This window comes from Stappia sp. ES.058, assembly GCF_900105595.1.
In the GTDB taxonomy this organism is placed as follows: Bacteria; Pseudomonadota; Alphaproteobacteria; order Rhizobiales; family Stappiaceae; genus Stappia.
On the sequence record NZ_LT629784.1, the window covers coordinates 1,405,082 to 1,431,579 of the forward strand.

General features: G+C 62.0%; 28 protein-coding genes. 14 read left to right on the top strand and 14 right to left on the bottom strand.

Annotation, left to right across the window (positions count from 1 at the left end):
* Window positions 1-12 precede the first annotated feature (12 nt).
* Window positions 13-1,767 (bottom strand): HAMP domain-containing sensor histidine kinase, encoded by a 1,755-nt coding sequence (locus tag BLU32_RS06475; RefSeq protein WP_244501806.1) that lies wholly within the window; start codon window positions 1,765-1,767, stop codon window positions 13-15.
* Here BLU32_RS06475 and BLU32_RS06480 point away from each other — a divergent pair.
* Window positions 1,756-2,394, top strand: a complete 639-nt coding sequence (locus BLU32_RS06480; protein WP_093810670.1) for a uracil-DNA glycosylase family protein — start codon at window positions 1,756-1,758, stop codon at window positions 2,392-2,394. The two genes, BLU32_RS06475 and BLU32_RS06480, sit on opposite strands and share 12 nt — an antisense overlap.
* A 56-nt stretch (window positions 2,395-2,450) precedes the next feature.
* On the opposite strand, the gene BLU32_RS06485 is transcribed toward BLU32_RS06480, so the two are convergent.
* Window positions 2,451-3,425, bottom strand: coding sequence for a sulfurtransferase (locus tag BLU32_RS06485; protein WP_093805521.1), 975 nt, complete (start codon window positions 3,423-3,425; stop codon window positions 2,451-2,453).
* A gap of 231 nt (window positions 3,426-3,656) precedes the next feature.
* Between BLU32_RS06485 and BLU32_RS06490 the strand changes: the two genes are divergently transcribed.
* Together BLU32_RS06490 and BLU32_RS06495 are read left to right on the top strand one after the other, a co-directional pair.
* On the top strand, window positions 3,657-4,151 hold the full coding sequence (locus tag BLU32_RS06490; protein WP_093805522.1) for an Lrp/AsnC family transcriptional regulator: 495 nt from the start codon (window positions 3,657-3,659) through the stop codon (window positions 4,149-4,151).
* 178 nt (window positions 4,152-4,329) lie between these two features.
* A complete protein-coding gene (locus BLU32_RS06495) occupies window positions 4,330-4,818 on the top strand; it encodes a DUF302 domain-containing protein (protein ID WP_093805523.1) in 489 nt (162 codons plus the stop codon).
* Between the two features lie 93 nt (window positions 4,819-4,911).
* Here BLU32_RS06495 and BLU32_RS06500 read toward each other — a convergent pair whose 3' ends face one another.
* Entirely contained in the window at window positions 4,912-5,796 is an 885-nt protein-coding gene (locus tag BLU32_RS06500; protein ID WP_093805524.1) for an NAD(P)-dependent oxidoreductase, read from the bottom strand.
* A 150-nt stretch (window positions 5,797-5,946) separates the two neighbouring features.
* Window positions 5,947-6,102 carry a hypothetical protein gene (locus tag BLU32_RS21655; protein WP_157727538.1) on the bottom strand — a complete coding sequence of 52 codons (156 nt, stop codon included), beginning with the start codon at window positions 6,100-6,102 and terminating at the stop codon, window positions 5,947-5,949.
* Between the two features lie 115 nt (window positions 6,103-6,217).
* Between BLU32_RS21655 and BLU32_RS06505 the strand changes: the two genes are divergently transcribed.
* Entirely contained in the window at window positions 6,218-7,117 is a 900-nt protein-coding gene (locus tag BLU32_RS06505) for a LysR family transcriptional regulator (RefSeq protein WP_208976987.1), read from the top strand.
* A gap of 14 nt (window positions 7,118-7,131) precedes the next feature.
* Here the strand turns inward: BLU32_RS06505 and BLU32_RS06510 are convergent, their stop codons facing one another.
* The 10 genes from BLU32_RS06510 to BLU32_RS06555 form a co-directional block, all read right to left on the bottom strand.
* Window positions 7,132-8,298, bottom strand: coding sequence for a PLP-dependent aspartate aminotransferase family protein (locus tag BLU32_RS06510; RefSeq protein ID WP_093810671.1), 1,167 nt, complete (start codon window positions 8,296-8,298; stop codon window positions 7,132-7,134).
* 177 nt (window positions 8,299-8,475) lie between these two features.
* The gene (locus tag BLU32_RS06515) at window positions 8,476-9,309 is read right to left on the bottom strand and encodes an ABC transporter permease (RefSeq protein ID WP_093805526.1); all 834 of its coding nucleotides are present in this window, start codon (window positions 9,307-9,309) and stop codon (window positions 8,476-8,478) included.
* Window positions 9,306-10,019: an ABC transporter permease gene (locus BLU32_RS06520; RefSeq protein WP_093810673.1), complete on the bottom strand. Its 714-nt coding sequence runs from the start codon at window positions 10,017-10,019 to the stop codon at window positions 9,306-9,308. The genes BLU32_RS06515 and BLU32_RS06520 overlap by 4 nt, the downstream gene beginning before the upstream one ends.
* Before the next feature lie 75 nt (window positions 10,020-10,094).
* A complete protein-coding gene (locus BLU32_RS06525; protein ID WP_093805527.1) occupies window positions 10,095-10,871 on the bottom strand; it encodes an ABC transporter substrate-binding protein in 777 nt (258 codons plus the stop codon).
* Window positions 10,872-11,007: 136 nt separating this feature from the next.
* Complete coding sequence (gene glp / locus BLU32_RS06530) at window positions 11,008-12,294, bottom strand: gephyrin-like molybdotransferase Glp (protein WP_093805528.1); 1,287 nt, start codon at window positions 12,292-12,294, stop codon at window positions 11,008-11,010.
* A complete protein-coding gene (gene mobB / locus BLU32_RS06535; RefSeq protein ID WP_093805529.1) occupies window positions 12,281-12,826 on the bottom strand; it encodes a molybdopterin-guanine dinucleotide biosynthesis protein B in 546 nt (181 codons plus the stop codon). The genes glp and mobB overlap by 14 nt, the downstream gene beginning before the upstream one ends.
* Window positions 12,823-13,446, bottom strand: coding sequence for a molybdenum cofactor guanylyltransferase MobA (gene mobA / locus BLU32_RS06540; protein WP_093805530.1), 624 nt, complete (start codon window positions 13,444-13,446; stop codon window positions 12,823-12,825). Before mobA ends, mobB begins: the two co-directional genes overlap by 4 nt.
* Window positions 13,443-14,357, bottom strand: coding sequence for a formate dehydrogenase accessory sulfurtransferase FdhD (fdhD, locus tag BLU32_RS06545; protein ID WP_244501807.1), 915 nt, complete (start codon window positions 14,355-14,357; stop codon window positions 13,443-13,445). Before fdhD ends, mobA begins: the two co-directional genes overlap by 4 nt.
* 168 nt (window positions 14,358-14,525) lie before the next feature.
* Window positions 14,526-14,984: a BLUF domain-containing protein gene (locus tag BLU32_RS06550; RefSeq protein WP_093805532.1), complete on the bottom strand. Its 459-nt coding sequence runs from the start codon at window positions 14,982-14,984 to the stop codon at window positions 14,526-14,528.
* 140 nt (window positions 14,985-15,124) lie between these two features.
* Window positions 15,125-15,583, bottom strand: coding sequence for a BLUF domain-containing protein (locus tag BLU32_RS06555; RefSeq protein ID WP_093805533.1), 459 nt, complete (start codon window positions 15,581-15,583; stop codon window positions 15,125-15,127).
* 291 nt (window positions 15,584-15,874) lie between these two features.
* Here BLU32_RS06555 and BLU32_RS06560 point away from each other — a divergent pair, with 291 nt between their 5' ends.
* The 10 genes from BLU32_RS06560 (at window position 15,875) to BLU32_RS06595 (ending at window position 26,494) form a co-directional block, all read left to right on the top strand.
* Window positions 15,875-17,053 (top strand): Mrp/NBP35 family ATP-binding protein, encoded by a 1,179-nt coding sequence (locus BLU32_RS06560; protein ID WP_093810675.1) that lies wholly within the window; start codon window positions 15,875-15,877, stop codon window positions 17,051-17,053.
* 443 nt (window positions 17,054-17,496) lie between these two features.
* Window positions 17,497-18,186, top strand: a complete 690-nt coding sequence (locus tag BLU32_RS06565; protein ID WP_244501808.1) for a molecular chaperone — start codon at window positions 17,497-17,499, stop codon at window positions 18,184-18,186.
* Window positions 18,187-18,264: 78 nt separating this feature from the next.
* Window positions 18,265-18,456 (top strand): twin-arginine translocation signal domain-containing protein, encoded by a 192-nt coding sequence (locus BLU32_RS06570; RefSeq protein WP_093805534.1) that lies wholly within the window; start codon window positions 18,265-18,267, stop codon window positions 18,454-18,456.
* Window positions 18,457-18,591: 135 nt separating this feature from the next.
* Complete coding sequence (locus tag BLU32_RS06575; RefSeq protein ID WP_093805535.1) at window positions 18,592-21,489, top strand: formate dehydrogenase subunit alpha; 2,898 nt, start codon at window positions 18,592-18,594, stop codon at window positions 21,487-21,489.
* 12 nt (window positions 21,490-21,501) lie between these two features.
* A complete protein-coding gene (gene fdh3B / locus BLU32_RS06580) occupies window positions 21,502-22,101 on the top strand; it encodes a formate dehydrogenase FDH3 subunit beta (protein WP_093805536.1) in 600 nt (199 codons plus the stop codon).
* A 408-nt stretch (window positions 22,102-22,509) separates the two neighbouring features.
* Window positions 22,510-22,707, top strand: coding sequence for a hypothetical protein (locus tag BLU32_RS21660; protein ID WP_157727541.1), 198 nt, complete (start codon window positions 22,510-22,512; stop codon window positions 22,705-22,707).
* Between the two features lie 319 nt (window positions 22,708-23,026).
* Complete coding sequence (locus BLU32_RS06585; protein WP_244501809.1) at window positions 23,027-23,965, top strand: formate dehydrogenase subunit gamma; 939 nt, start codon at window positions 23,027-23,029, stop codon at window positions 23,963-23,965.
* Window positions 23,966-24,003: 38 nt separating this feature from the next.
* Complete coding sequence (locus BLU32_RS06590) at window positions 24,004-25,341, top strand: c-type cytochrome (RefSeq protein ID WP_093805538.1); 1,338 nt, start codon at window positions 24,004-24,006, stop codon at window positions 25,339-25,341.
* Window positions 25,338-25,490 carry a hypothetical protein gene (locus BLU32_RS21665; protein WP_157727542.1) on the top strand — a complete coding sequence of 51 codons (153 nt, stop codon included), beginning with the start codon at window positions 25,338-25,340 and terminating at the stop codon, window positions 25,488-25,490. Before BLU32_RS06590 ends, BLU32_RS21665 begins: the two co-directional genes overlap by 4 nt.
* A gap of 17 nt (window positions 25,491-25,507) precedes the next feature.
* The gene (locus BLU32_RS06595) at window positions 25,508-26,494 is read left to right on the top strand and encodes a S1C family serine protease (RefSeq protein ID WP_157727543.1); all 987 of its coding nucleotides are present in this window, start codon (window positions 25,508-25,510) and stop codon (window positions 26,492-26,494) included.
* Window positions 26,495-26,498: the final 4 nt, after the last annotated feature.

Here is a 26,498-nt window from a genome sequence, read left to right on the forward strand (position 1 = left end):
AGGCGGAGGGTCTCAGGAGGCCTTGCGCACGATCTTTCGGCCTGACGGCCGGCGCGATGCGGGATTGGGAACGCCGGTTTCTTCCAGCGCCGGCATCGCCTCGAGGACGCGGCTTGAGGGGAAGGTCACCAGCGCTTCGGTGCCCTCGCGCAGTTTCGATTTCAGTTCGAACTTGCCACCGTGCATTTGCACGAGAGCCTTGACGATCGGCAGGCCGAGGCCCGTTCCGTCTTCCGCGCTCTTGATGGCGATGGCGCCCTGGCCGAAGGCCTGCATGACGACGGGAATTTCTTCCTCGGGAATGCCCGGACCGTTATCCCGGATCGAAATATATTGCCCGCCGCCGGCCGTCCAGCCGGCCTTGATCGTGACGTCTCCGCCAGCAGGCGTGAATTTCACCGCGTTCGATACGAGATTGAGCACGACCTGCCGTACCGCGCGCTCATCGACCCAGAGTTTGGGCAGGTTTTCCTCCAGCACCTCGGTGATGGTTATGTTCTTCTTGCGCCCGCGGATCCCCATCATGTGCTTGCATTCGTCTATCAGCGTTGCAAGCGGCACAGCCTCCTCGGTGAGTTCGTAGCGACCGGCCTCGATACGCGACAGGTCGAGAATCTCGTTGATGAGATTGAGGAGATGCTCACCGGAACTGTGGATATCGCCGGCGTATTCGCAATAGGTCTGGTTCTCGATCGGGCCGAGCAACTGGCTTTTCATCACCTCCGAAAATCCGAGAATGGCATTGAGCGGTGTGCGCAGCTCGTGGCTCATCGTGGCAAGAAACCGTGACTTCGCCAGATTGGCTTCCTCTGCACGGCGCCGGGCCTCGTCGGAAATCGCCTTTGCCTGCTCGAGCTCGGAGATCAGATGATCCTTTTCCGCGCGGAAGGCCAGCATGGTCACGGTGGAAACGTGAAGCTGGTTGCCGAGCATGATGAAAAAACACTGCGCACCGACGGCCATGGCCATCATTGCGTAGTGGATCGCGCTCTGTTCGCTGAAGAATGACACCACGATCGCAATCGTGATCGGCAACGTGCCGGCGAGCAGGGCACGCGGGATGCTCGCGGAGAGCATCGTCAGCATGGCGATCACGATCAGCATGGTTGCGAACTGGAAAATCTCCGATCCGTCATGGCCGGGCGCGGTCGACTGCAGCAGAAAAAACACAGCCCAGCACAAGCCGTAGAGGAGATCGCCCAGGACCATCTGTCGGCGCCAACTGCCAAGTTCGGAATCCGGTGTCGCCTCGCGTTCGAACCGGCGACATGCCATCAAGAGAAGCGTATGGGCAAAGAACGTGAAGGCGATCCAGCCGCCAATGATGCCCGGTTCCATCCACAGCAGTGAGATAGCACCGACGATCAGGGCAAACAGCGGCAGGGCGAAAGCTGCGCTCAGGCGGTTTTTGGCGTAGGTGAGAAGGAGTTCGTAGTCGAAGTTCTGCGGTATGCCGTCGGCGGACGACAGGCGTTCACGCACGCTGCGCACCGTGCGTGCAACGTCGCGCCGGCGTTGCGCCCGCTCGCTGTTCCGCGCGGTCTTTGCCTCGTTTGAAGTGCTGTCTTGTGCCGCCATTCGTGCCTGGACAAGGGTTATCGGGAGTTTGCCCGATCGGTTGGAAGTCTCCTCATCATGGTCACGAACCCTTAATAGACACCTCAGGGACGTGGTTAATAAAACGTGTGCGGTCGGTAGTGCGGCACGCACCGGCGAAAAGAGGGATACTTGCGCGAGAAACGGGATTTGGGCGCGATGACAGATCATCCCAAACGCGAGCGAATCGGGGAACTGTCCCGGTCGATCGGAGCCTGTCGCGTGTGTCTCGAGGCGCCGCGCCGCGCACCGCTGCCGCACGAACCGCGCCCGGTGTGCATCCTGTCGCCGACGGCGCGGATTGCAATTTGCGGGCAAGCGCCGGGCACGCGGGTGCATGCGAGCGGACGCCCGTTTACGGATCCGAGCGGCGACCGTCTTCGGGACTGGATGGGGGTTGGCGAAGACGTCTTTTACGATGCGTCCAGGGTCGCGATCGTGCCAATGGGGTTTTGCTTTCCCGGGCTCGATGCAAAGGGCGGCGATCTGCCGCCGCGCGTGGAATGCCGGGCGCAGTGGCACGACCGGGTCTTTGACGCAATGCCGCAGCTTCGCCTCAAGATCGTGATCGGTGCCTATGCGCAGGATTATCACCTGGGACGCCACCGTCGAGGATCGGTGCGCGAGACGGTTGCGGCATGGCGCGAGATTTTCGAGGAAACGAAGAGCGACGGCACGACATCGATTTGTCTGCCGCATCCCTCATGGCGCAACAATGCCTGGCTGCGGCGCAATCCCTGGTTTGAGGCGGAGTGTCTTCCCGTGCTGAAGCGTGAGGTTGCTGGCCTTTTGACATGACAACGCCGGCGGATAGGACCGCCGGCGCTGTCGTTTCATCGAATGGCAGATCGGTCTCAGCCGAGAATGCCGGAGAAGAAGGCCTTGATGTCATCGAACGTGGTGCGTTCGGAGGCCATCGGCAGGCTTTCGTCCTGCGACCAGCCGACCATGCTCTCATCGTAGAGCGACACGTTCTCGTAGCCCAGCACCTCGTGCAGCACGAACCAGTTGGTGGCGGCCCAGTGGCCGGTGTTGCAGTAGGAGACCATTTCGACGCTTCTGTCGGCGAGCTCCGGCGAGACGAGGCCGGCAATTTCGCTGCGATCCTTCAAGCGGCCCTTTTCCTCGTCGTAGAAGACGGCCTGATCCAGGCCGACGGCGTCCGGGATGCGCCCGAAGCGGGTCGCCTTGGAGTGTTTCTCCTTGCCGCTGAACTGCGAAGCCGGACGTCCGTCGACGAGAACGGCGGAGGAGTTGAGCTTTGCCGCGACGTCGGAAGTCTGCACCAGATAGGCCTCGCGCGGCTCGGCAATGAACATGTCCCCTGTCGGGACCACATTGCCGCTTTCCACCGGACGGTTCTCCGAGATCCAGGCTGCATGGCCACCGTCGAGGATCGCGACGGCATCGTGGCCGAGATACTTCAGCGTCCAGTATATGCGCGCGGCTGCTCCGAATTCCGAGCTGGTCGTGCCGGCGGGCACGATCACCACGGTTTTGGTGTCGGAGACGCCGAGTTCCGAGAGCGCGGCCTCGAGTTTTTCCACCGACGGGAGAACCCCCACGATGCTGTCTCGGTCGGTGCGCCAGTAGCCCGGATACTCGCTCCAGACCGCATCGGGAATGTGAGCCTTGAGGTAGTCCTCCCGGCCGGACTTGGCGAAGGGCGAGCGGATGTCGACGACTAGGACGTCATCGCGGTCCAGATTGTCGGCCAGCCACTGCGTCGAGACCAGCGGCGTGACTTCCGGCGCGGCGATCGCAACCGGCGCGAAGCCGAGGGAGAGGGTGAGCCCGATCAGGGCGGCGATCCGATTGAGACGAAGCATGATGATGTCCGCTCCTTTGCTTGGCGGGGTGTCCACACGCCTGAAAATTCATTTCCTGTGGATCGAGTTGACATCCGAAACAAAACGCGGCAAGCGGAAACAGGCATGATTTTGGAAGAAAAATCTAATTTTCTCCGTCATGTGGGTCCGTGAAAAAAATCCGCATTGCGCTATGGTAATTTATTAGAAAATGAATCCATAGCGAGCGTGGTCCAACCGAGCCGTGAAAACATGATTGATCGCATCGACAGACGAATTCTCTCCATCCTTCAGGAGGACTGCACCATTCCCGTCGCCGAGATCGGGCGACGGGTCGGATTGTCCACCACGCCGTGCTGGCGCCGGATCCAGAAGCTTGAAGAAGACGGGGTGATCCAACGCCGCGTCGCCATTCTCGATCCCCGCAAGGTGAACGTGAAGGTGACGGCCTTCGTCTCCATCACCACCTCGCAGCACAATGATGATTGGTTGCGAAAATTCGCCGACGTGATTTCCGAGTTTCCCGAGGTCGTCGAGTTTTACCGCATGGCGGGGCAGGTCGATTATCTGCTCCGTGTGGCCGTGCCGGATATCGAGGCCTATGACGCCTTCTACAAGCGTCTGATAGCGCGCATAGAAATCTCGGACGTGTCCACGTCCTTCGCAATGGAGCAGATCAAGAGCACCAGCGAATTGCCGCTTGCCTATGTACCGACGGAGAAGTCGCGCACGGATCGCGAGGGGTGAGGGCGGTCCAACGACCGGATACCTCCGGACACTTACATTCAAGATTTGAGATACGTCATGGTTTCTCTGCGCGCACGGCGCTAGGCTTGGCAGCGAAGATGGCAGCCAGGGCGCTTTCATGCGCTAAAAGGCAGCCAGGATCATGGCAATCGGAGGAGATTCGAAAATGGGATATGGCATGACGTTCATTCGCGCAGGTATGGTGGCATTCATGATTGCGACCGGCGGCGCCGGTGCCGTTCAGGCGCAGTCCGGACTTCCAGAGGCCGCGAGCGGCGCGACGGTGGAGCGCGCTTATGACGATGTGCGGTTCGATCTGGAGAGCGCCATCGTAAACCGGGGACTGGTGATCGACTATGTCTCTCATATCGGCGACATGCTGGCGCGCACCGGCGGCGATGTCGGTTCCGGGACGGCCATCTTTACCAAGGCGGAATCGATGCTGTTTTGCTCCGCGCGCCTGTCGCGCGCCGCGATGGAAGCCGCTCCGGGCAATATCGCGTTTTGTCCCTACGCGGTGTTCCTCTACGAAACGCCGGGCGAACCCGGCAAGGTCACCGTCGGTTTCCGGCGTCTTTCCGAAATCGGGTCGGAGGCCTCGAAAAAGGCCCTTGGGGAGGTGAACGCCCTTCTTGCCGAGATCGTTGCCGAGGCAACCGGCGAGTAGGATGCACGCGTCTCCACAGTGATCGCGAAAAAAAGCCCCGTGCGATGCTCTCCGCGCGGGGCTCTTCGTTTCTGTCGACGTTTGGGCGCGCGATCAGCCCTTGCTGTCGGCATTTTCCAGACGGGCAATCAGGCTGGAGGTGTCCCAGCGACGGCCGCCCATGCCCTGGACCTCGGCATAGAACTGGTCGACCAAGGCGGTGACCGGCAGGCGCGCGCCGGTTTCATTCGCGGTCTTCAGGCAGATGCCGAGATCCTTGCGCATCCAGTCCACGGCGAATCCGAAGTCGAATTTTCCGTCGCGCATTGTCTCCCAGCGGTTTTCCATCTGCCAGGACTGCGCGGCCCCCTTGGAGATCACGTCGATCACCTTTGCGACATCGAGATCTGCGGATTTTGCGAAATGAACCGCTTCCGACAGGCCCTGCACGAGCCCGGCGATGCAGATCTGGTTGACCATCTTGGTAAGTTGGCCGGCACCGGAAGGCCCCATCAGGCCGACCATCTTGGAGAAACACTCGATCGCCGGGCGAGCGGCTTCATAGTGGGCCTCATCGCCGCCGACCATGACGGTGAGGGCGCCGTTTTCCGCGCCCGCCTGTCCGCCCGACACAGGGGCGTCGAGAAAGCCGCAGCCGCGCTCGGCTGCCGCTGCATGGAGTTCGCGGGCAACTTCTGCGGAGGCGGTGGTGTTGTCGATGAAGATGGCGCCCGGCTTCATGCCGTGAAAAGCACCGCCGTCACCCGTGGTGATGGCGCGCAGATCGTCGTCATTGCCGACGCAGGCAAACACGAAATCGCAATCGCGGGCGGCCTCTTCCGGGGTCGGTGCATGCCGTCCGCCATGTTCGGCGACCCATTTTTCCGCCTTGGCGGCCGTACGGTTGTAGACGGTCACGTCGTGGCCGCCTTTGCTCGCCAGATAGCCGGCCATGGGATAGCCCATGACCCCAAGGCCGATGAATGCTGCTTTTGCCATAAGGCGCGCCTCCCTGAGTGTTGAAAAAGCGGCCGCAGTCAAAGCCGGCGACCGCAAAAGGTTTCGACAGGGGTTTTAGCGCAATCAAAGCGATGTGTCAGCGTGGCGGCCCGCCGAAATGCTTAGGGGGCTTTTGGCGGGCCGCCCGCATCACCGGCGCCCTTGCGTGAGCGGGGGGCGCCGGTTGTCCGTGTTGCGCGCAGGACCTGTGGTCAGGCCGATGGGATCGACATAGCGGTCGGGCAGCTGTTCATCGGTCCTGGCACGGGTTGCGGTCATGATCGAGTTTGCGAAGATATCAAACATTGGCTTGCCCTCTTTGATGCCGTGTGGTGCTATCCATAGTGCCGAAACCGGCTGGAAATGCCATTCAGGAAAACATTTAACATGTAAGGTGAAATTACATATGGATTGGCGTGACATGCCCTCGCTCAGCAGCTTGCGGGCGTTTTCGGCGGTGGCGGAGTGCCTTAGCTATTCGGCCGCCGGGCGGTCGTTGAACGTCAGTCACGCCGCGATCAGCCAGCAGGTGCGCACGCTGGAAGCGTTTCTGGGGGTTCGTCTTGTGGTGCGCGAGGGGCGCGGCGTCGCGCTCACGATGGAGGGGCGGGACCTCGCCCGCAGCCTCAACGACGGCTTCTCCACCATCCGCCGGGCGGTCGATGCGCTGTCGCGTGCCGACGCCTCGCGCGCAGTGCAGGTGACCATGACCCCTGCCTTCGCCGTCAGTTGGCTGATGCCGAGGATCGCCGAGTTCCGGCATCGTCACCCGGACGTGGAACTGATGCTCAATCCGACGGCGGAACTGGTGGATCTATCGCCGGGCGGCTGCGACATTGCGATCCGTTTCGGAGATGGTCACTGGAAGGGCCTGGAGTCCGAGCCGCTACTTCTAACCACCTTCGTCGTGGTGGCGGCAACCTCGTTGGTCGGCACGGAGCCGTTTCCCGATCCGGCGCGGATCTACGAATTTCCCTGGCTCCAGGAATACGGCACCAACGAGCTCGCCCTGTGGCTCGACCGTCAGGGGGTTGTCTCCAAGCGCAATCTCAATGTCCTGCATCTTCCCGGACACATGATGCTCGACGGCCTGATGCGGGGCGAAGGGGTGACGGCGACTGCGCGCGCGTTCATCGAACCCGAGATCCAGAGCGGCCTGCTGCGCGTTCTGTTTGAGGATGTGCGCGACGGCTCCGGCTATCACATCGTCACGCAGCCTGGAGTCCAGCGCGCCTCGGTCAAGGCGTTCGTGGCCTGGCTGCGCGGACACAAGGAAACCATGTCGATCAGCGCGCGGGCGGCGCACGGGTCGACGTCCTGAAACGGTCCCGGGCGTCAGCGCCGGATCGGAGCGAGCGCTGCCGTGAGATCGGCGAGAAGGTCGTCCGCGTTCTCGATGCCCACGGAGAGACGCAGCATGTTTTCCGGAACGCCGGTCGCATCGCCTTCGATGGTATGTCGATGCTCAACGAGGCTTTCCACGCCGCCGAGCGACGTCGCCCGCTTGATGAGCGCGAGCCGTCCGGCGACGGCGAGAGCGTTCGCGCCGCCACCCTTGATCAGCACCGACATCAGATACCCGTATCCACCGTGCAATTGCGCTTTTGCCTGGGCATGGCTTGGGTGATCCGCAAGGCCTGGATACAGGACGCCTTCGACGGCGGGATGCGCGGCCAGTGCTTCGGCAAGCACCTGGGCATTTGCGCACATGCGCTCCATCCGCAAGGCCAGCGTGCGCAGCCCGCGTAGCAGCAGATAGGCATCGAACGACGAGATGATGGCGCCTGCGTCGTGGCGCTCGGTACGAATGAAGCTCCATGCATCGCTGTCCGCGTCCCGGCAGGAGACAAGACCGGCCAGAACGTCGGAATGTCCGTTGAGGGCCTTGGTGGCGGAGTGAATGACGAGATCCGCGCCGAGGGAAAGCGGACGCATCAGCAGCGGCGTCGCGGCGGTGGCATCGACGGCGACAATTGCGCCGACAGCTTGCGCGGCCTCTGCGATCGGCGCGATGTCGGCGACCGTCAGCCACGGATTGGATGGTGTTTCGATGATGACGAGGGAGGGACCGCTCTCGACAAGCGTTTCGCAGAAGCGGGCCGTGTCGGCGGCATCCGCCTCGATCAGCGCAATCCCTGCGTGATCGCAATGCTTGCGCAGCCAGGAGGTCGTCCCCCAGTAGATCCCGGATTGGACGAGGATCGTGCCGCCGGGCTTCACCGTGCGCACGGTTGCCGCGATCGCGGCCATGCCCGAGGCGAAAAGGCGCGTGTCGGCGGCGCCCTCCAGCTCCGCAATCAGGTTCTCGATCTGCCGGACCAGATCGTTGTCGTCGCGCCCATAGAGATGGCTGTCGCTGATGAGGCGATAGTTCGCGTCGCGCGCGAAGGTCGTTGCCGGCTGGATCGGGGGCACCACGGCACCCGTCGCCGGATCCACGCCGCCGCCGCCGTGGGCGAGAAGCGAAGCCGGGTGAAGGGTAGGTTTCGATGTCTCGGACATTGGGGCTCCAGCGGAAACGAAAAGGTGGCGCGCCGCCCGGCGCGTGATGGCGACGCGATGATCCCGCAGCGTCACCCGCTCCGCTCTAGACCGGCGCAGCGACCTTGGCAAGTCTGTGCTGCGCGGCGTTGCTCTCTGAAGAATGACCAAGAGCGAAAACGATTTGAAACAAGTATATTACCCGTTTCTCTTGAGGTGACGCGTCAGCCGCATCTCGAGCTTGTCCCAGATGCGGCGAAGCGTCTCCACAACGATCAGATAGAGGACGGCAGCCCAGATGTAGGCCTGGAAATCATAGGACCGGGAATAGGCGCGGCGGGTCTCGCCCATCAGGTCGTAGATCGTGATGATCGAGGCGATGGCCGACCCCTTGATCATCAGGATCAACTCGTTGCCATAGGGACGCAGCGCCACGATCAGCGCCTGCGGCAGGATCACCTTCCAGAAGGTCACGCCCTTGCGGATGCCGAGCGCGGAGGCGGCTTCCCATTGACCCCTGTCGACGTTCTGGACCGCCCCGCGCAGGATTTCCGCCTGATAGGCGGAGGTATTGAGCGTGAAGGCGAAGACCGCGCAATACCAGGCGTCGCGGAAGAACCACCAGATGCCAAGATCGCTGAACAGCGGCTGGAAACTGCCGGCGCCGTAGTAGATCAAAAAGGTCTGGGCAAGCAGCGGCGTGCCGCGAAAGAAATACACAAACGCGTAGGCCACGCTGGACAAAACGATGTTGTGCGATGAGCGCGCAAGCGCGATAGGCAGCGACAGAAGCGCGCCGAGCACCATCGACATGACGACGAGCTGGATTGTGATGACGATCCCGTCAATATAGTCGTCCCAGTACTTTTGGACGAAGCTCGAAAGCAGATTGGTTGCCAGATAGTAGAGCAGATAAGCCCCGGCAATTGCCCAAAGTGTGACAAGCACGTGGCCGGCAATGCGCGATCCGGTCCAGCCCCGCGGAAGTGGAGGCGGCGGCCTTTGCGGGGCGCTTGCGCCGTCCTGGCTCATCGCAGACCCTCCCCGCGTTGCGCCCAGGTCCTGATGCGGGTCAGCCCGATGGACGAGATCATCGCCAGAAACAGATAGATCAGGCAGGCGACGCCGAAGAACAGGAACGGCTCCTTGGTCACTCCCGAAGCGACCTTGGACCAACGCAAAATGTCGTCCAGCCCGATCACGGAGATCAGCGCCGTCTCTTTCAGCAGAATGAGCCAGAGGTTGCCAAGAGCGGGAAGGGCCAGTCGGATCAACTGCGGAAAGATGATGAGCCGCAGGGTCTGACCACGCCTGAGGCCGAGCGCATAGCCGCCTTCGTACTGGCCTTGCTTGATGCCGCGAAAGGCGGACAGGAAGGCTTCCGAGGCATAGGCGGAAAACACCATCGACAGGGCGACCATGCCGGCGACAAAGGCGTTCACATCGACGAAGCCGCCCGGAACGAAGACCTGATAGATCTTGTTCAGGAGGATCTGGACGCCGTAGTAGACCAGAAACAGGGTCAGGAGCTCGGGCAGGCCGCGGAAAATCGTTGTGTAGATGTTCGCTGCCGTGCGCAGCGAGGGGTCCTCGGACTTCTTGCCAAGCGCCACCACGAACCCGATGACGAGGCCGAACGGCAGCGAGGCGAGCGCGAGGCTCACGGTAATCAGCGCACCGCGCGCGATTTCGTCGCCCCAGCCGTCGGAGCCGAAGGACAGCAGTGTGAAAGCGTCGGTCATGCCGGCAACCCGCATGCGGGCATGACACGGCCGGTAAGGGCCATGTCATGCGTTTCGCGTGGTATGCGGATCAGATCAGCCGCCGTAGACGTCGAAGTCGAAGTACTTCGACTGGATCTCTTCATAGGTGCCGTCGGCGCGGATCGCGGCGATGGCCTCGTTCAGCATCGCTTTCAACTCCGGCTCGTCCTTGCGGATCGCAATGCCGGCGCCCTGGCCGTTGATCACCGGATCCGGCACCAGCGTGCCGAGCAGCTTGCAGCAGGCGCCGTCGTCGGTGGCAAGCCAGTCGGAGAGAACCACGACATCGTCGATCGCCGCGTCGATGCGGCCCGAGCCGAGGTCGAGCTTGTACTCGTCCGGTGTCGGATAGAGCTTCAGTTCAGCTGAGGGAATCTTGGCTTCGGCATAGTTGGAGTGTGTCGTGGAGGACTGGGCTCCAAGCAGTTTGCCGTCGAGCGCCGCGTCGGTTGCTTCAGAAATGGAGCTGTCCTTCGGTACGGCGATGGCCGGCGGGGTGTTGTAGTACTTGTTGGAGAAGTCGACCTTCTCGAGGCGTTCCTCGGTGATCGACATGGAGGCGATCACGGCATCGAACTTGCCGGCCTGCAGTGCGGGGATCATGCCGTCCCAGTCCTGGGTGATGAACTCGCACTCGACCTCCATCTGCGCGCAAAGCGCATTGGCGATGTCGATGTCGAAGCCGACGAGCTCGTCGTCAGCGGTCAGATTGTTGAACGGAGGGTAGGCGCCTTCGGTGCCGATCCGGATCTTGGACCAGTCCTTGGCCTCGGCGCCGCCGATCGCCGCGAGTAAAATGGCGGCTGCGGCCGCGACTTTCATGAAACGCATTGCGGGATTCCCCTGTTGCCTGGTTCTTGTTTCAAGACGACTGCGCGCCCTTTGGTACCAGCAGTCATACTCCCACCAAATTCGTCCGGATTTCAACAGCTTTACGTAGCGATTTCCGCAATCGCGCGCGACCGCGTCACCGTGGGCTCAGACCCAATTCGGCAAAGGGAAGAAAATCCACAAGCTGCCCCTTGTTGACCTCGGTCGCTGCTTCGGGGATCTCGATCAGCCCATCGGCCTCGCGAAGCCCTGTGATGAGCCCCGAGCCGTCGCGTTCGAATTTGCGAACGACAGTGCGCCCGTCGGCATCGCTTTGAAGGATCCCGCGATAGAACTCCCGACGGTCGGGCTTTTTCATGGGAACCGCAAAATCCGCCGGGATCTGAAAACGGCGCGGTTCGAGAAAGGGTCCGCCGCCCAGCACCGACAGGACCGGACGCACATACAACAGGAAACACACCATGGCCGCGACGGGGTTGCCGGGCAGACCGAGCGTCACGCAATCGCCGATCTGGCCGAAACTCATCGGGCGGCCGGGCTTGATCGCCAACTGCCACATGTGACGGCTGCCGAGCGCATCGAGCGCCGTGACCATGTGGTCTTCCTCGCCGCGCGACGCGCCGCCGGTGGTGAGGATCGCATCGTGTTCCTCTGCCGCGCGCGCCAGGGTCGTGCGAACGGTCTGTGCGTCGTCCTTCACAATGCCGAAATCGGTGACGCTCGCGCCCATGCCCTCCAGCAGCGCGCGCAGGAGAAAGTGGTTGCTGTCGTAGACGCCGCCGCGCGGAAGGTCTTCGCCGGGCCTGCGGATTTCGTCGCCGGTCGACACCAGCGCGACGCGCACAGGCGAATAAACCTCCACATGCGCTGCTCCCACGGACGCGATAGCACCGAGGTCTTGCGGGCGAAGCCGCGTGCCCGGTGCGACGAGTTCGGTGCCTGCCTGAAGGTCTTCTCCGGTCCGCCGGCGGTTTGCGCCCGGCTTCAGCCCCTGCGGGACGATCACGAAGGACTGGCCGTCCTGCTCATGGGTCTCGCAGTCCTCCTGCATGGCAATGGTGTCGGAGCCGGGGGGCATCAGCGCACCGGTGAAGATCCGCGCGGCAGCGCCTGGCAGAAGCGGTGTATCAACCGGATGACCGGCTGCGATCCGGGTCTGGAGCTTGAAGAAGCCACCCGTTTCCGCATGGTCCGCGTGACAGAAGGCATAGCCGTCCACCGCGGCATTGTCCGCGCTCGGCACATTGTTGGGCGCAACGATTGTCTCGGCCAGACACCGTCCGGCAGCTTGCGCGAGCGGCACCGTCTCGATCCCTGCCACGGGTGTGACCCGCGACTTCAGGATCTCCAGCGCTTCATGATGGCGCATCCGGTCCTTGTCGTGCAGAAAACAATCGTCGATCAAGCGCCTAGAGGATGGCATCGGGGACCTTCCGTGTCTGTTCGAGACCGCAATGCGCCGCGATGAAATCCGCGATTGACGGAATGTCGTCGATATCGAACTGCGGAAGCGCGGTGGACGGATCCCTGCCATCGCTTGCGATCGCAAGAATATGTGGATCATCGGGCGCCAGCGGCGTCTGCTGTCTGGCATCGGCACGGCGGGCCTCGATCTTGGGGTGTCCTTCGCGCTTGTAGCCCTCGATGAGCACGAGGTCGCAGGGCGAAAGCCGCGTGAGAATGTCGGCAAGGGCGGGCTCGTCGTCGCCACGCAATTCATGCATCAGCGCCCACCTGCGGCCGGATACCAGGGCGACTTCGCTCGCACCGGCCGTGCGATGTCGATGGCTGTCGGTTCCCTCCCTGTCGACATCGAAGGCATGATGGGCGTGCTTGATCGTGGAAACCCGGAAACCGCGTATTGTAAACTCCTCCACCAGCCGCACGACCAGGGTGGTCTTGCCGGAGTTCTTCCAGCCGGTGATGCCGAAGACCGGTGTGTCGGTGGCGCTCATCGCAGTGCTTCCGCCTGTTCCGCCGCACGCAGATCTTCCGGGGTGTTGATGTTGAAGAACGGATCGCTGCCATTTGCGCCTGCGTCGAACTTCGCCGTCGCATTCGGGTGCCGGTCGACGAAAGCGAGAACCTTGCGGGTCGTGCCTTCCGTCAGGAACGCCACGAGATCCTCCGCGCAAGATAGCGGCCAGTAGCCGAAGACGGGATGCATGTGTCCGCCTGCACGCGCCAGCACGATCGTGTCCGGGTTGTCTCCGCACGCCTCCAGCAATTTGGCGACGAGATCGCGTGGAAAGAACGGCGTGTCTCCCGCCACCGTGACGATACCCTCGGCCTGCGGTGCGTTTGCCCGCGCCCAGGTCAGTCCCGCCAGAACGCCGGCAAGCGGGCCGGCAAATCCCTCGACCGGATCCGGGGCGACGGGAAGGCCGAAGTCCTGAAAGCGGGCCGGATCGCCGTTGGCGTTCAGCAGCATCGTCTCCACCTGAGGCGCAAGTCGGGCGATGACATGCGACAGCATCGGCAATCCGTCGAGGGTCAACAGCGGCTTGTCGCCGCCCCCCATCCGGCGCGCGAGCCCTCCGGCGAGAATGCACCCAACGAGAGCGTGCGAGGTCATTCGTCGCTCTCCAAGGCTTCAGAGCCTTTGCGCCGATGTTTCGGTTCCTCCCGCTCCGCGTCCTTCGCATCCATGTCATAGACAACGCGCCCGGCGCCTGAGAGAACCACGAAACGTTGTCCCCGCGCGCGTCCGATCAGCGTCAGCCCGACCTTGCGCGCAAGTTCGACGCCCCAGGCCGTGAAACCGGAACGTGACACGAGAATGGGGATCCCCATCATCGCTGTCTTGATCACCATTTCGGAGGTGAGGCGGCCGGTCGTATAGAAGATCTTGTCGGCGGACGGCACGTTGTTCAGCCACATCCAGCCGGCGATCTTGTCGACTGCATTGTGCCGGCCGACGTCTTCCATGTAGGCGACAGCCCGGTCTTCCTGGCACAGCACGCAGCCGTGAATCGCGCCGGCGGTCAGATAGAGCGACGGCTGGGTGTTGATCTTCTTTGTCAGCGCGTAGAGCCAGGAGGTATGGATCCGAGCCTCCGGATCGAGCTCGATCTCGTCGAACCGGTCCATCACGTCGCCGAAGACGGTGCCCTGCGCGCAGCCGGAGGTGCGCACCTTCTTTTTCATCTTCTCTTCGTAGTCGGTCGCCCGTGCGGTGCGTACGATCACGACCTCGAGATCCTCGTCGTGGTCGATCCCGGTGATGATGTCGTCGGAGTGCAACATGTTCTGATTGAGCAGGTAGCCGACCGCCATAAGGTCCGGCCGATCGCCGATCGTCATCATGGTGACGATCTCCTGCGCATTCAGGAACAGGGTGAGTGCGCGTTCGTTCACGACCCTCAGGTCGACACGCTTGCCCTCCTGGTCAATGCCGAAGACCGCTTGCGACAGGCTGTCATCGTCTGGATCCGGGCGAATATGAAAGTCGGGCAAGCGAGGCGCGGGGGCATTTGGTGTGGTCAAGGCTGTATCCTTCCGGCCATGGCGCGCGGCGCCGCGGGTGCTTCAAACTATGGAAGGAGAGGGAGCGCTGGCAAGGGGGAGCGTGTGTGCGGGGTGAGACCGATTGCCGACGGGAAGACGGCAACGCGAACCCCTGGGCAATCTGCCTGTCGTGCGTGCCAAAGGATGTCAGGCGCGCATGACGTCGCGGGCTTCAAAGCCGCGTGCGACCCGTGTTGCGCTGAATACCATCACGGAGACGAGGTCATCGTAGCCGACGAGATCCGGAGCGTTGGCAATCGGAAGAAAGAGGCTCGCGAGAACGCCATCGTAGGTGTCCATCGTGTCGGTGAAGAACAGCCACTGCTGAGGCATCAGTCGTTCCGAATCGATGCGTTCGTCGATCATCACCAGGTTCTTGTGGCGCGAATCGTCCTTGATCCGGGCGTAGGTTTCGCGAACGTCGACATCCGGCCCTTCGAGAATCTGGAAGAACGTCGATCCGGCGAGCAGCAAGGCTCCGGTGATGCCCTTGCGCGAATTCTGGGCGCGCGCATAGGCGAGGAGCCGGTTGATTTCCTCCTCCAGAGGAAGTGTCATCTTTGAAAAATCCAGCGTGCTGCGATAGCAAAGCCGCGTTACGGTCATGTGAGCCTGTCCCGGTCGTCTAGGTTGTGGGAAGACCCTACATGTCAGGTGTTCGGTTTCCGTAATCTCCGTCGCGGATTATTGCATGATTGCATTAACTTGCCGGCAAGCACCCTTGCAAAAGGGCGCGAGGTCCGATGTCATACAAGCATTGCCGCATGGGTGTAGCGGGCGGGTTCCAGATGCGCTGCAACCGAACGCAGTTCCCGTCGCAGTTCCTGGCAGGACACGGTCGACGCTTTGTGACCGAGGTCGCCGAGAAGTCCGTCGGGCCGATCCGCGTCCTGACGATAGTCCGCGAAATACAGCCAGCACTGGCCGAAGAGGCGGGTCTCGATTTCACCCTTGCACAAGGTCTCGATCGGTCCGCGCAGACGTGCGTCTCGGGAGGCGCAGTCAAGACTGTCTGCCAGTCCGCTCGCGGTTCCCTCGAGCCATTGCACGAGACGGTCGGGGTACAGAAGGATCGCGCCGGTTACACCGTTGAGGCGGTTCAGGCGGCGGGCACGGGCCAGGCCGCGCTCGATTTCCGTATCGACGGGATTTCGGATCGTGGTCCAATCTATCTCGCACGTGTAGCAAAGCGCTTCGAGCGTCATCGCCCTGACTCCAATGGTTTCAGCGGGCCCCTTGATGTCCACTGTGATCGATGAGCGCTGGCGAATTCGTTAATTCGCCGGTGGAATTGGTCAAATTTGGCGCGAATTTGCCTCACAATTTATGGATCCAATGAAACCTTCGGTGAACCCCGCAGCGAAGCCGAGCCGGTTCAGGGGACGGACCCGACTCCGGATTTGGCAATTGACCTTTACACCGATCACCTTACGTTCCGTGGCATCGGTTTCGGGGACGGGTTTGAGATCATGTTTTGGAAAAAGAAGGGGAATTCAATGCCGACGCGTGAGGACGTCCTTGCCGAACTGGCGAAGGTCAAAGGGCCGGATCTGGAGGGCGATATCGTGTCGCTTGGCCTCGTGTCGGATGTGTTCATTTCCGAAGGACGGGTGATCTTTTCCATCACCGTTCCGGCAGAGCGCGCGGAGGAACTCGAGCCGCTGCGCCAGGCGGCCGAAAAGGTGGTCGCAAAGCTTCCGGGCGTGGACAAGGTTCTCGCGGCACTGACCTCGGAGAAGGGACAGGGCACCGGCCCGGCGCCTGCGCCGGTGCGCCCCGCGCCCAAGGGTAGTGAGGCGGACAATGTGCCGCCGCCGATGCAGGGACGGACCAAGTCGGGTGGAGCCGGGGCAACGGAAAAACCCGGAGTTCCCGGCGTGAAGGCGATCATCGCCGTCGCCTCCGGCAAGGGCGGGGTCGGCAAATCGACGACGACCTGCAATCTTGCGCTGGCGCTTCAGGCAAACGGTCTGAAGGTCGGGGTGCTCGACGCCGATATTTATGGCCCCTCCATTCCGCGCCTGTTTCGGGTGACGGGACGTCCCGAACCCGTATCGGGGCGTATTCTCAAGCCGCTTGAGGGCTACGGCATCAAGGTCATGTCCATGGGGTTCCTGGTGGAAGAGGAGACCCCGATGATCTGGCGCGGCCCGATGGTGATCTCTGCGATTACCCAGATGCTGCGCGAAGTCGCCTGGGGCGAGCTCGACGTCCTCGTCGTCGACATGCCGCCCGGGACAGGCGATGCGCAACTCACGATGGCACAGAACGTGCCGCTTGCCGGCGCTGTGATCGTGTCGACACCACAGGATCTCGCGCTGATCGATGCGAGAAAGGGACTGAACATGTTCCGCCGGGTCGACGTTCCCTTGCTCGGGATCGTCGAGAACATGAGCTATTTTCTATGCCCTGACTGCGGCGGCCGGCATGACATATTCGGACATGGCGGTGCGCGCGCGGAAGCCGAAAAACTCGGCGTTCCCTTTTTGGGCGAGGTGCCGCTCGACATGGCGATCCGGGAAACTTCCGATGCCGGCACGCCGGTGACGGTCACTGATCCGGACGGACCTCATGCTCGCGTATACAGGGACATTGCTGCAAAGGTCTGGGCCGAGGTCGAACGGAACAAGCAGGGCGGTGAACGTGCCGCACCGAAGATCGTCATCGAGAGCTGACCACCTCTGTCCTGGGCCTTTTGTAGATCGGGCGTCGCGGACTGCGCGACGCCCTTTTTCGTGCGTCTTCTGGAAAGGGCTTTTCCGGCGAATCGATACGTTCGGCATGGAGAGAAAAAACCTCCGAGTTAGACCAAAGTCTATGTCATTTGCGCTTTATAAGCTTCCGGGAAAATTCAACTTTTTCGCCTTGGGCAAGATAACTCTCCGGTTTCTTGATCCTGACGGGACCGAAGGGTGGGCGGATAGCTTCAATTATGCTGCGCTGCAGCGTCGTGAGGGACGTCTAAATATGTGTTTTGTGATCTTTTGTGATTTTTGAAGCCAATGAGTTTTTAAAACAACATAAAATGACATCAATTACCGTGCGCGATGCAAAACTGAATTCGTTTGCAACGGTTTACTCCTCCCCGCTATCTTCCACAACGAGGGAGAGTGCCTGAATGATGGCAGAAAAGTTTTCGATCGCTGGCGGGGAAATCCCTGCCGCGGGCCGGGACCGGCAGGATGTGGCGCATGCTGACGGGTCTGGAGCGGGGGTGTGTCCCGAGGACCGCGACAGGGTTGCGCTCTATGGGCTGCTGGCGAGTGGGCTCCAGGGTCCGGTTGGCCAGGACTGGCTCGATGTAGTGTCCGGCCTCAGCGGCGGCGGCGGCGATCTTGCCGAAGCTATTTCCGGGCTTGCCGTCGCAGCGGCGCAAGCGGAGCCGGAACCGCTTGCGCGTGACTATCACGACCTTTTCATTGGGGTCGGTCGCGGGGAACTGGTCCCGTACGGCTCCTATTATCTCACCGGCTTTTTGAACGAAAAGCCGTTGGCTTTATTGCGGCAGGATATGCGCCGTCTTGGCATCGAGCGCGATCCGGGCGTGAAGGAGCCCGAGGACCATATCGCCGCTCTTTGCCAGATGATGGCGGGGCTGATCGAAGGCGACTTCGGCGACGGGTCGCCGGCAGCGTCGTCGCGCTTCTTCAGGGCGCACCCGGCAAGTTGGACACCATATTTCTTCAAGGATCTCGAGGCGACCGACAGGGGCGCGGTTTATCCGGCGCTTGGTCGGTTGGGCCGGGTGTTCATTGAGTTGGAAGAACATGCGGATGCGCTTTTCGAGGAACAGCGCGGCGCAGGATGATTGGTGCCGGTGCAGGCGAGCCTGCGTGGCTGACATGTGGTGCGGACCAGGGTCCGGCTTTTAACCGAGGAGGTTGACATGAAACGGAAAGATACAGCGGTGGAAGCGGATCGGCGCAGCTTTTTGAAGCTTGCAGGTCTTGGTGCGGTTGCCGGCTCTGCAACGCTTGTCGCCGGTGAGGCATCGGCAGAACAGGCGCTTCCCGAAACGGCAGCGGGCTACCGTGAAACGGATCACGTGAAGACGTTTTACAAGTCGGCGCGCTTCTAGAACGGATATGGACACGCCGCGTCTAGCCTGAATGGGAAAGGCGAGGCGGTTTTCGCAGGCTTCGGATCGGCACAGATGCGAGGCCCCACGCGCAGGCGCAAAGTGAATGCCTCGCGCGATTGAGGGAGAAACGAGATGCTGAGGAAAAAGACGAGCGCAGTCGCCCGTCGCACCCGGTTGACCTCCGCCGTGGAGGCCATGGGGGCCAGCGCGATGGATCGCCGGACGTTCTTGCGTCGGTCCGGTCTTGCCGCTGGCGGCCTGGCTGCGGCCGGAGCTCTGACCGGTGGCATGGTTCGCAAGGCCGAGGCCGCGGGGCCGACAATGGCGGCGGCCGAGATCAAGAAGACCGTGTGCACCCACTGCTCGGTCGGCTGTACCGTTCTTGCCGAGGTTCAAGACGGCGTATGGACGGGGCAGGAGCCCGGTTTCGATAGCCCGTTCAATCTTGGGGCCCATTGCGCCAAGGGCGCGTCGGTGCGTGAGCATGCCCATGGCGAGCGCCGGCTGAAGTATCCGACCAAGCTTGTCGGCGGCAAGTGGGAACGCATTTCCTGGGATCAAGCGATCGAGGAAGTCGGCGACCAGATGCTGAAGATCCGCGAGGAAAGCGGTCCCGACAGTGTGTATTGGCTGGGGTCGGCCAAGCACAGCAATGAGCAGGCGTATCTGGTGCGCAAGTTCGCGGCCTTCTGGGGCACGAACAACGTCGATCACCAGGCGCGCATCTGTCACTCCACCACGGTCGCAGGTGTTGCAAACACCTGGGGTTACGGTGCGATGACGAACTCCTACAACGACATCCACAACAGCCGCGCGATCTTCATCATCGGCGGGAACCCGGCCGAGGCGCATCCCGTTTCGCTGCTGCATGTCCTCAAGGCCAAGGAAGAAAACAACGCGCCGCTGATCGTTTGCGATCCGCGCTTCACGCGCACCGCGGCACATGCCTCTGAATATGTGCGCTTCCGTCCGGGCGCTGACGTCGCGCTCGTCTGGGGCATTCTGTGGCACATTTTCGAAAACGGCTGGGAAGATCGCGAATACATCCGTCAGCGTGTCTGGGGCATGGACGAGATCAAGGCCGAAGTCGCCAAGTGGACGCCGGAAGAAACCGAGCGCGTCACAGGTGTTCCCGGGTCGCAGTTGAAGCGCGTCGCCCGCACGCTTGCCAACAACCGTCCGGGGACCGTGATCTGGTGCATGGGCGGCACCCAGCACACCAACGGCAACAACAACACCCGCGCCTATTGCGTGTTGCAGCTTGCGCTCGGCAACATGGGCAAGGAGGGTGGTGGAACCAACATCTTCCGCGGGCATGACAACGTGCAGGGGGCGACGGACCTGGGCGTCCTTGCGGACACGCTGCCCGGTTACTACGGCCTTTCGGAAGGCTCTTGGAAGCATTGGGCCCGTGTTTGGGACGTTCCGTTCGAGGACATCGCCGCAGGGTTCGTGTCCATGAAGGGCGCCGACGGCAAGGACGTCGCCATGATGAACCAGAAGGGCATTCCGGTGTCCCGCTGGATCGACGGCGTTCTTGAGGACAAGGCAAACCTGGAGCAGCCCGACAACACCCGCGCGATGGTGTTCTGGGGGCACGCGCCGAACTCGCAGACCCGTCTGCCCGACATGAAGCGGGCAATGGAGAAGCTGGACCTTCTGGTCATCATCGACCCGTTCCCGACCATGTCGGCGGTGATGCACGACCGCAAAGACGGCGTCTATCTGCTGCCGGCGACCACGCAGTTTGAGACCTATGGGTCTGTCACCGCGTCCAATCGCTCGCTGCAGTGGCGCGAGAAGGTCGTCGAGCCTCTCTTCGAGAGCAAGCCCGACCACGTGATCGCCTATCTGCTGGCCAAGAAATTCGGCTTTGCGGACACGATGTTCAAGAACATCGAGGTCAATGGTGACGAGCCGCTGATCGAGGATGTGACCCGCGAGTTCAACCGCGGCATGTGGACCATCGGCTACACCGGCCAGTCGCCGGAGCGCCTCAAGCTTCACATGGAAAACCAGCACACCTTCGACCGCACGACGCTGCGCGCGATGGGTGGTCCGGCCGATGGCGAGTTCTACGGTCTGCCATGGCCGTGCTGGGGAACGGCGGAGATGGGGCATCCCGGATCTGCGGTTCTTTACAACACGTCATTGCCGGTGGCGGAAGGCGGAATGGGGTTCCGTGCAAGGTTCGGCGTGGAGAAGGACGGGGACAATCTCCTCGCTGAATCCTCCTGGCCGGCCGGCTCGGAAATCGAGGACGGCTATCCCGAGTTCACCATGGCCATGTTGCAGAAACTTGGCTGGGACGGGGATCTCACCGACGAAGAGCGCTCCGCGATTGACGGGGTTGCCGGAGAAAAGACGAACTGGAAGACCGACCTTTCCGGCGGCATCCAGCGCGTCGCGATCAAGCATGGCTGCGCCCCTTACGGCAATGCCAAGGCCCGCGCCGTGGTGTGGACCTTCCCGGATCCGGTGCCGGTGCACCGCGAACCGCTCTACACCAATCGCCGCGACCTGCTCGACAAATATGCGACTTATGAGGACAAGACCTTCTGGCGTGTCCCGACCCGCTACAAGTCGATCCAGGACAACGACTTCTCCAAGGATTTCCCGATCATTCTGACGTCGGGGCGCCTGGTGGAGTACGAGGGCGGTGGCGACGAGACACGGTCGAATCCCTGGCTGGCCGAGTTGCAGCAGGACATGTTCGTCGAGGTCAACATTCGCGATGCCAACAATCTCGGCGTTCGCGATGGCGAGATGGTCTGGGTGCATGGTCCGGAAGGCGGCAAGGTGAAGGTCATGGCACTGGTGACCGAGCGCGTCGGCACCGGTGTTGCCTTCATGCCCTTCCACTTCGGCGGGCATTGGCAGGGCGAAGACCAAAGGCACAAATACCCGAAGGGCGCCGATCCGTATGTCCTTGGCGAGGCCTCCAACACGGCCCAGACCTACGGCTACGACTCCGTCACCCAAATGCAAGAAACAAAGGCCACGCTGTGCCGCATCGAGCGCGTGGCGTAAGGGGGAAAGATCATGGCACGGATGAAATTCCTCTGTGACGCCGAGCGTTGCATCGAATGCAATGCTTGCGTGACAGCTTGCAAAAACGAGCATGAGGTGCCGTGGGGCATCAATCGTCGCCGTGTGGTGACGATCCAGGACGGCAAGCCGGGCGAACGCTCGATCTCGGTCGCCTGCATGCACTGTTCGGACGCACCTTGTTCGGCGGTTTGCCCGGTCGACTGCTTCTATCAGACGGATGAGGGCGTGGTCCTGCACTCAAAGGACCTGTGCATCGGTTGCGGGTATTGCTTCTATGCATGTCCGTTCGGCGCGCCGCAGTATCCGCAGGCCGGAAACTTCGGCTCGCGCGGCAAGATGGACAAATGCACCTTCTGCGCGGGTGGACCGGAAGCTGACAATTCGTCGGCCGAATATGCCAAATACGGGCGCAATCGTCTGGCCGAAGGCAAGCTGCCCTTGTGTGCGGAAATGTGCTCGACCAAGGCTCTGCTCGCCGGTGACGGCGATGTGGTCTCGTCCATCTACCGCGAGCGTGTCGTCGCTCGAGGCTTCGGCAGTGGTGCCTGGGGCTGGGGCACGGCCTACCAGCAAAAGTCCGGCAGCTTTTAGGTCGAAGCCGCTTGACACGAACAGGGCAAAGGCGGCCGTAGGCCGCCTTTGTTGTCTGTGGCCGGCCGGCGCGGTTTCAATGCCGGAGCCGATCCGCCGCGGGCTGCGGACGACGTCTCGCGAAGACGGATCCGGCCGGTGAGGGAAGAGGCCCCGTCATGCGCGAAAAGGTGCGCTGAAATCCAAGACAAAAGACTTCGTCGCACTGGCAAAAGGTCTTGAATGCACTAAGAACTACGGTGTTATACGGATGCCGGTGGGGAGATGGGGGTTTTTGGCAGGCTGTGCTGTGCGTGATCTTGTCCGGCAGACGGCTTCGGCTTCGGGCTTGAGGCCATGCGATGCCGTCAGGTCGGCAGTTTCATGGCAGTGGTTCAAGGCTGCATAAATTGGGCAAGGAGTTGGGACGTGGGATCGGGAAATCGGACGTTGGCGGTTGTCGCTCTGTCGGTGCTGGCGCTCTCGGCGCTGTCCGGCTGTCGCGAAGATGAACAGAACCGGCCGCTGATCTTGGAAAAGGGCGTCTATCAGGGAGCCCCGGATGAGGAACTGAGCGAGGCGGACCGGCGCGCACTGCAACAGCGCGGAGATCGCCAGCGGTTTTGATCCGGACCGTCGGTCTTGGTGGAAATGGGGATTTCCGCGCGGATCAGATGAATTCCAGTGAGCCCGGCGTCATGTCGGCGGGAGGAGAACGATGATCTTCATTGCAAATGGACTTTTCAGCCGCACTGCCGGGCGACTGCATGGCGCCGCTGCCGGTGCTCTCGCTCTTATTCTTTTGGTTGGCGCTGTCGGGACCGTCTCCGCGCCCGCTATGGCGCAACAGGGCACAGCCCCTCAGGTTGCGGCGGAAGCGCCCGTCGACGGTCGTGTCCCCGGGAATACGCTCGGAGGATCCTCAGACACTGACTTCTGGAGGGCGGTGAGACAGGGTACAGCCGGCAATGTGTCCATTCCAGACGAAAAATCCGCAACATTGGTGCAGTCGGAAGGCGAGTTGTGGCGCTCGCTGCGCAATGGTCCGGTTGCGCTTTATGCCAGCTGGGCGCTGCTGGCGATTGTCGTCGTGCTGTGTTTGTTTTTCGCCATTCGCGGCCGCATCAAGATCGAGCATGGCCGCAGCGACAAGACGATAACCCGCTTTGCCGGGGTCGAGCGCTTCGGCCACTGGTTGCTTGCCTCGTCCTTCGTCATTCTCGCCCTCACAGGGTTGAACGTGATGTACGGACGTTACGTTGTATTGCCGGTCATCGGGGCGGATGCGTTTGCATGGCTGACGATGGTCGGCAAGTACCTTCACAACTATCTCGCCTTTGCCTTCATGGCAGGACTGGCGATGATCTTCGTGATGTGGGTGCGGCATAATCTGCCGGATCGCACTGATGTCAAATGGGTCCTTCAGGCAGGCGGTTTGTTTTCCAAGAACCTTCATCCGCCCGCGAAAAAATTCAACGCCGGGCAGAAGATGATCTTCTGGCTGACCATTCTCGGCGGTGTTTCGGTTTCCGTGTCCGGCTGGTCGCTCCTGTTCCCCTATACGACCCATTTTTTCGGCGGCACGTTTGAGTTGGTCAACACCGTCTTCGGAACGGAGCTTCCGGCGGCCTTGTCCGTGCTTCAGGAACAGCAGCTCGCCTCGCTCTGGCATTCGATCATGAGCGTGTTTCTGGTCTGTGTGATCATCGCCCATATCTACATCGGTTCGATCGGAATGGAGGGGGCATTCGACGCGATGGGGTCCGGCCAGGTCGATCTGAACTGGGCCAAGGAACACCATTCGCTTTGGGTCGAAGAGGTGCTTTCGCGCCAGGGCGCAGACGGCAAGGGCAGCTCCGCGCCGACGCCCCAGCCCGCCGAGTAGCCTCCGTGTGGCGGCCTCTTGTCTGGTTGACCACTTTGATGACGGTCGCGCTTTGCGGTGCGGCGGTCGCCGCTGGCTGGCCGGAGCGGCTGAGCGGACATGGAGGGCCGATCAAGTCGGTGATGCTCTCCAGGGACGAACGCCGCGCGTTGACCACATCCTTTGATTATTCGGTAATCCTCTGGGACATTGCAGAGGGACATTCTCGAATTTCCAGGCGGATGATCGGTCACAATGCCGCGGCAAATGATGCGCGCTTTCTTCCTGGCGGAAAAAGAGCCGTTTCCGTCGGTGACGATGGGGCGGTGCTGCTTTGGGATCTTGCTGATGGTTCGGTCCTTTCGCGGGTGGATACTGGCGACGACAAGATGCTCTCACTCGCGGTCTCAGAGTCCGGGCGTTTTTTGGCGGTCGCCTCCTGGGACCGCAGCGCGCATCTCTTCGAAGTTCGCGATGCTTCGCTCGTTCCGTTGAGGCGGCTGACAGGCCATCGCAACAACGTCAATGCCGTGGCCTTTTCGCCGGATGAGAAGGTCGTGTTCACCGGAGCGTCCGATGGGGTCATCCGATCGTTCTCGCGTGCCGACGGGGCACTTCTGCGAGAGGTCCATGTCCATGGCTGGGGGATAAATGTTCTGCAGCTCATGAAGGGTGGGAGAAAGATCGCCTTCGGCGCGACGGATGGAGCGGTTGCGGTTGTTGATATCGAGAGCGGGGAGGTCTCCAAGCAGCTTGCGAACCATGACCGACCGGTTCTCGCGCTGACAATGACGCAGGATGGCGCTCTGCTGGCCAGCGGTGGTGGGGACGGGCAGATCCGCGTGTACGATGCACAGGCTTGGACACTTCTCGAGCGTTACGAGAACCCCTATGGCCCGGTGTGGGGCATGGCACTCACCGGCGATCATGCCGTCGCCTTTTATGCGGGCCTCGACGATCATGTGAACACATGGCAGATCGCCCCGCGCAAGCCCTTCGAACCTGTCGGAAGTTCCTTCCCGCGCCGGTTCCAGGTTGCGGATACGCAGGATCCCGGGGCGTTGCAGTTCGCCCGAAAATGCTCGGTCTGTCATACGCTGACACCGGACGATGGCAACCGGGCAGGTCCGACGCTCTATGGTGTCTTCGGCCGCGAGGTCGGCAGCTTGCCGGGCTATCCTTACTCGCAGGCGCTTCTGGATGCGGACTTCACCTGGACGGAGAAGACGATCTCCGACCTTTTTGATCATGGCCCGGATGTCGTCACGCCGGGGACAAAAATGCCGATCCAGCGGCTCAAGAGCGTTGAGGAACGCAATGCACTGGTCCGCTTTCTGAAACAGGCGACGGCGTCCGATGCGGCGCCTCACCAAGACGAGAAGGAGATTGGGAAATGAAGGCGTTCGTTGCAGCGATTGTCGCAGTCGCGGTGATCGGGATCGGATCCTGGGGTGTTCTGACACGCGGCCTGGATTACTCTGCCGCATCGGTCTATTCGACGGATACGCCGGGGGCGGTGCGCCTGTCGTCTGGCGAGGCGGATTGAACCCGCAGCGATCGGATTTGACCAGGCGTATGATGGCGGTCGGTTTTGGCCTCGTGATTTGCCTGGGTCTGGGCGTGCCGTCCGTGCTGGGCGACCAGACTCACGGCAGTGGCGACGCCCTCGCAGCATCGCCCGCCGCGCTGGAAACGCTTTCGGCCGCGCGCCATCAGGTCGTGGCTCTCTTGCCGGATTGGCCGGAGGGTAAGGTCAATGCGGACGAGCCGGAAGGATCGGCCGTTCGCCTCGCGCCGGATGGCTTGCTTGTAACGGCCGATCATGTGCTCGGGCGCGCCGCCGGTGCCAGTGTCCGGTTGGTGGACGGGCGCGTCATTCCCGCCGAAATCGTTTATCGGGACGCCGAAACGGACCTCGCCGTTCTCAGGGCTCCACGCGCCGAAGCGGTCTCGGGTGAGGGGCTCACGCTCTCCGCGCGCGACCCCGTCCCCGGGACGCCCGTCTGCGCGATCGGAAATGCTTTCGGTCTCGGTGTTTCGGTGAGTTGCGGTGTGATTTCGGCGCAGGGACGCGGCGGCATCGGCTTCAACGCCATCGAGGATTTCCTGCAAACCGATGCAGCTGTGAATCCGGGCGCGAGCGGTGGTGCGCTTGTCGATGCGCGCGGAAGGCTTGTCGGTATATTGTCCGCAATCTACACAAAATCCGGGGATGGCGACATCGGGGTCAATTTCGCCGTATCCGCGCCGCTGGTGCAGCGGATCGTGAGCGGCGCGCGGGCTGGCACTTCTGTCCGCAGGTCGCTTGGCGCGCATCTGCGTGCTACGCCACTGGGACCGCAGCGTCCGGGCTTGACGATCCTGGACGTGGCCGGCGATGGTCCTGCCGCACGCGCAGGGCTGCGCGTGGGCGATGTTCTTCTCGCGATCGATGGTTGGCCCGTTCGGACGGTAGCTGCGCTTCGAGGACGCCTGGAGCGGGCCGATGCCAACGGCAAGTTGACGCTTCGCCGCGACGGATCGGAACTGGAAATCATGCTGCGTTTTTAAGAGT

Coding starts and splice junctions, on each gene's coding strand:
- BLU32_RS06480 (WP_093810670.1), top strand. CDS start 1,756: ATGACAGATCATCCCAAACGCGAGCGAATCGGGGAACTGTCCCGGTCG.
- BLU32_RS06475 (WP_244501806.1), bottom strand. CDS start 1,767: ATGATCTGTCATCGCGCCCAAATCCCGTTTCTCGCGCAAGTATCCCTC.
- BLU32_RS06485 (WP_093805521.1), bottom strand. CDS start 3,425: ATGCTTCGTCTCAATCGGATCGCCGCCCTGATCGGGCTCACCCTCTCC.
- BLU32_RS06490 (WP_093805522.1), top strand. CDS start 3,657: ATGATTGATCGCATCGACAGACGAATTCTCTCCATCCTTCAGGAGGAC.
- BLU32_RS06495 (WP_093805523.1), top strand. CDS start 4,330: ATGACGTTCATTCGCGCAGGTATGGTGGCATTCATGATTGCGACCGGC.
- BLU32_RS06500 (WP_093805524.1), bottom strand. CDS start 5,796: ATGGCAAAAGCAGCATTCATCGGCCTTGGGGTCATGGGCTATCCCATG.
- BLU32_RS21655 (WP_157727538.1), bottom strand. CDS start 6,102: ATGTTTGATATCTTCGCAAACTCGATCATGACCGCAACCCGTGCCAGG.
- BLU32_RS06505 (WP_208976987.1), top strand. CDS start 6,218: ATGCCCTCGCTCAGCAGCTTGCGGGCGTTTTCGGCGGTGGCGGAGTGC.
- BLU32_RS06510 (WP_093810671.1), bottom strand. CDS start 8,298: ATGTCCGAGACATCGAAACCTACCCTTCACCCGGCTTCGCTTCTCGCC.
- BLU32_RS06515 (WP_093805526.1), bottom strand. CDS start 9,309: ATGAGCCAGGACGGCGCAAGCGCCCCGCAAAGGCCGCCGCCTCCACTT.
- BLU32_RS06520 (WP_093810673.1), bottom strand. CDS start 10,019: ATGACCGACGCTTTCACACTGCTGTCCTTCGGCTCCGACGGCTGGGGC.
- BLU32_RS06525 (WP_093805527.1), bottom strand. CDS start 10,871: ATGCGTTTCATGAAAGTCGCGGCCGCAGCCGCCATTTTACTCGCGGCG.
- glp (WP_093805528.1), bottom strand. CDS start 12,294: ATGCCATCCTCTAGGCGCTTGATCGACGATTGTTTTCTGCACGACAAG.
- mobB (WP_093805529.1), bottom strand. CDS start 12,826: ATGAGCGCCACCGACACACCGGTCTTCGGCATCACCGGCTGGAAGAAC.
- mobA (WP_093805530.1), bottom strand. CDS start 13,446: ATGACCTCGCACGCTCTCGTTGGGTGCATTCTCGCCGGAGGGCTCGCG.
- BLU32_RS06550 (WP_093805532.1), bottom strand. CDS start 14,984: ATGACCGTAACGCGGCTTTGCTATCGCAGCACGCTGGATTTTTCAAAG.
- BLU32_RS06555 (WP_093805533.1), bottom strand. CDS start 15,583: ATGACGCTCGAAGCGCTTTGCTACACGTGCGAGATAGATTGGACCACG.
- BLU32_RS06560 (WP_093810675.1), top strand. CDS start 15,875: ATGCCGACGCGTGAGGACGTCCTTGCCGAACTGGCGAAGGTCAAAGGG.
- BLU32_RS06565 (WP_244501808.1), top strand. CDS start 17,497: ATGATGGCAGAAAAGTTTTCGATCGCTGGCGGGGAAATCCCTGCCGCG.
- BLU32_RS06570 (WP_093805534.1), top strand. CDS start 18,265: ATGAAACGGAAAGATACAGCGGTGGAAGCGGATCGGCGCAGCTTTTTG.
- BLU32_RS06575 (WP_093805535.1), top strand. CDS start 18,592: ATGCTGAGGAAAAAGACGAGCGCAGTCGCCCGTCGCACCCGGTTGACC.
- fdh3B (WP_093805536.1), top strand. CDS start 21,502: ATGGCACGGATGAAATTCCTCTGTGACGCCGAGCGTTGCATCGAATGC.
- BLU32_RS06590 (WP_093805538.1), top strand. CDS start 24,004: ATGACGGTCGCGCTTTGCGGTGCGGCGGTCGCCGCTGGCTGGCCGGAG.
- BLU32_RS21665 (WP_157727542.1), top strand. CDS start 25,338: ATGAAGGCGTTCGTTGCAGCGATTGTCGCAGTCGCGGTGATCGGGATC.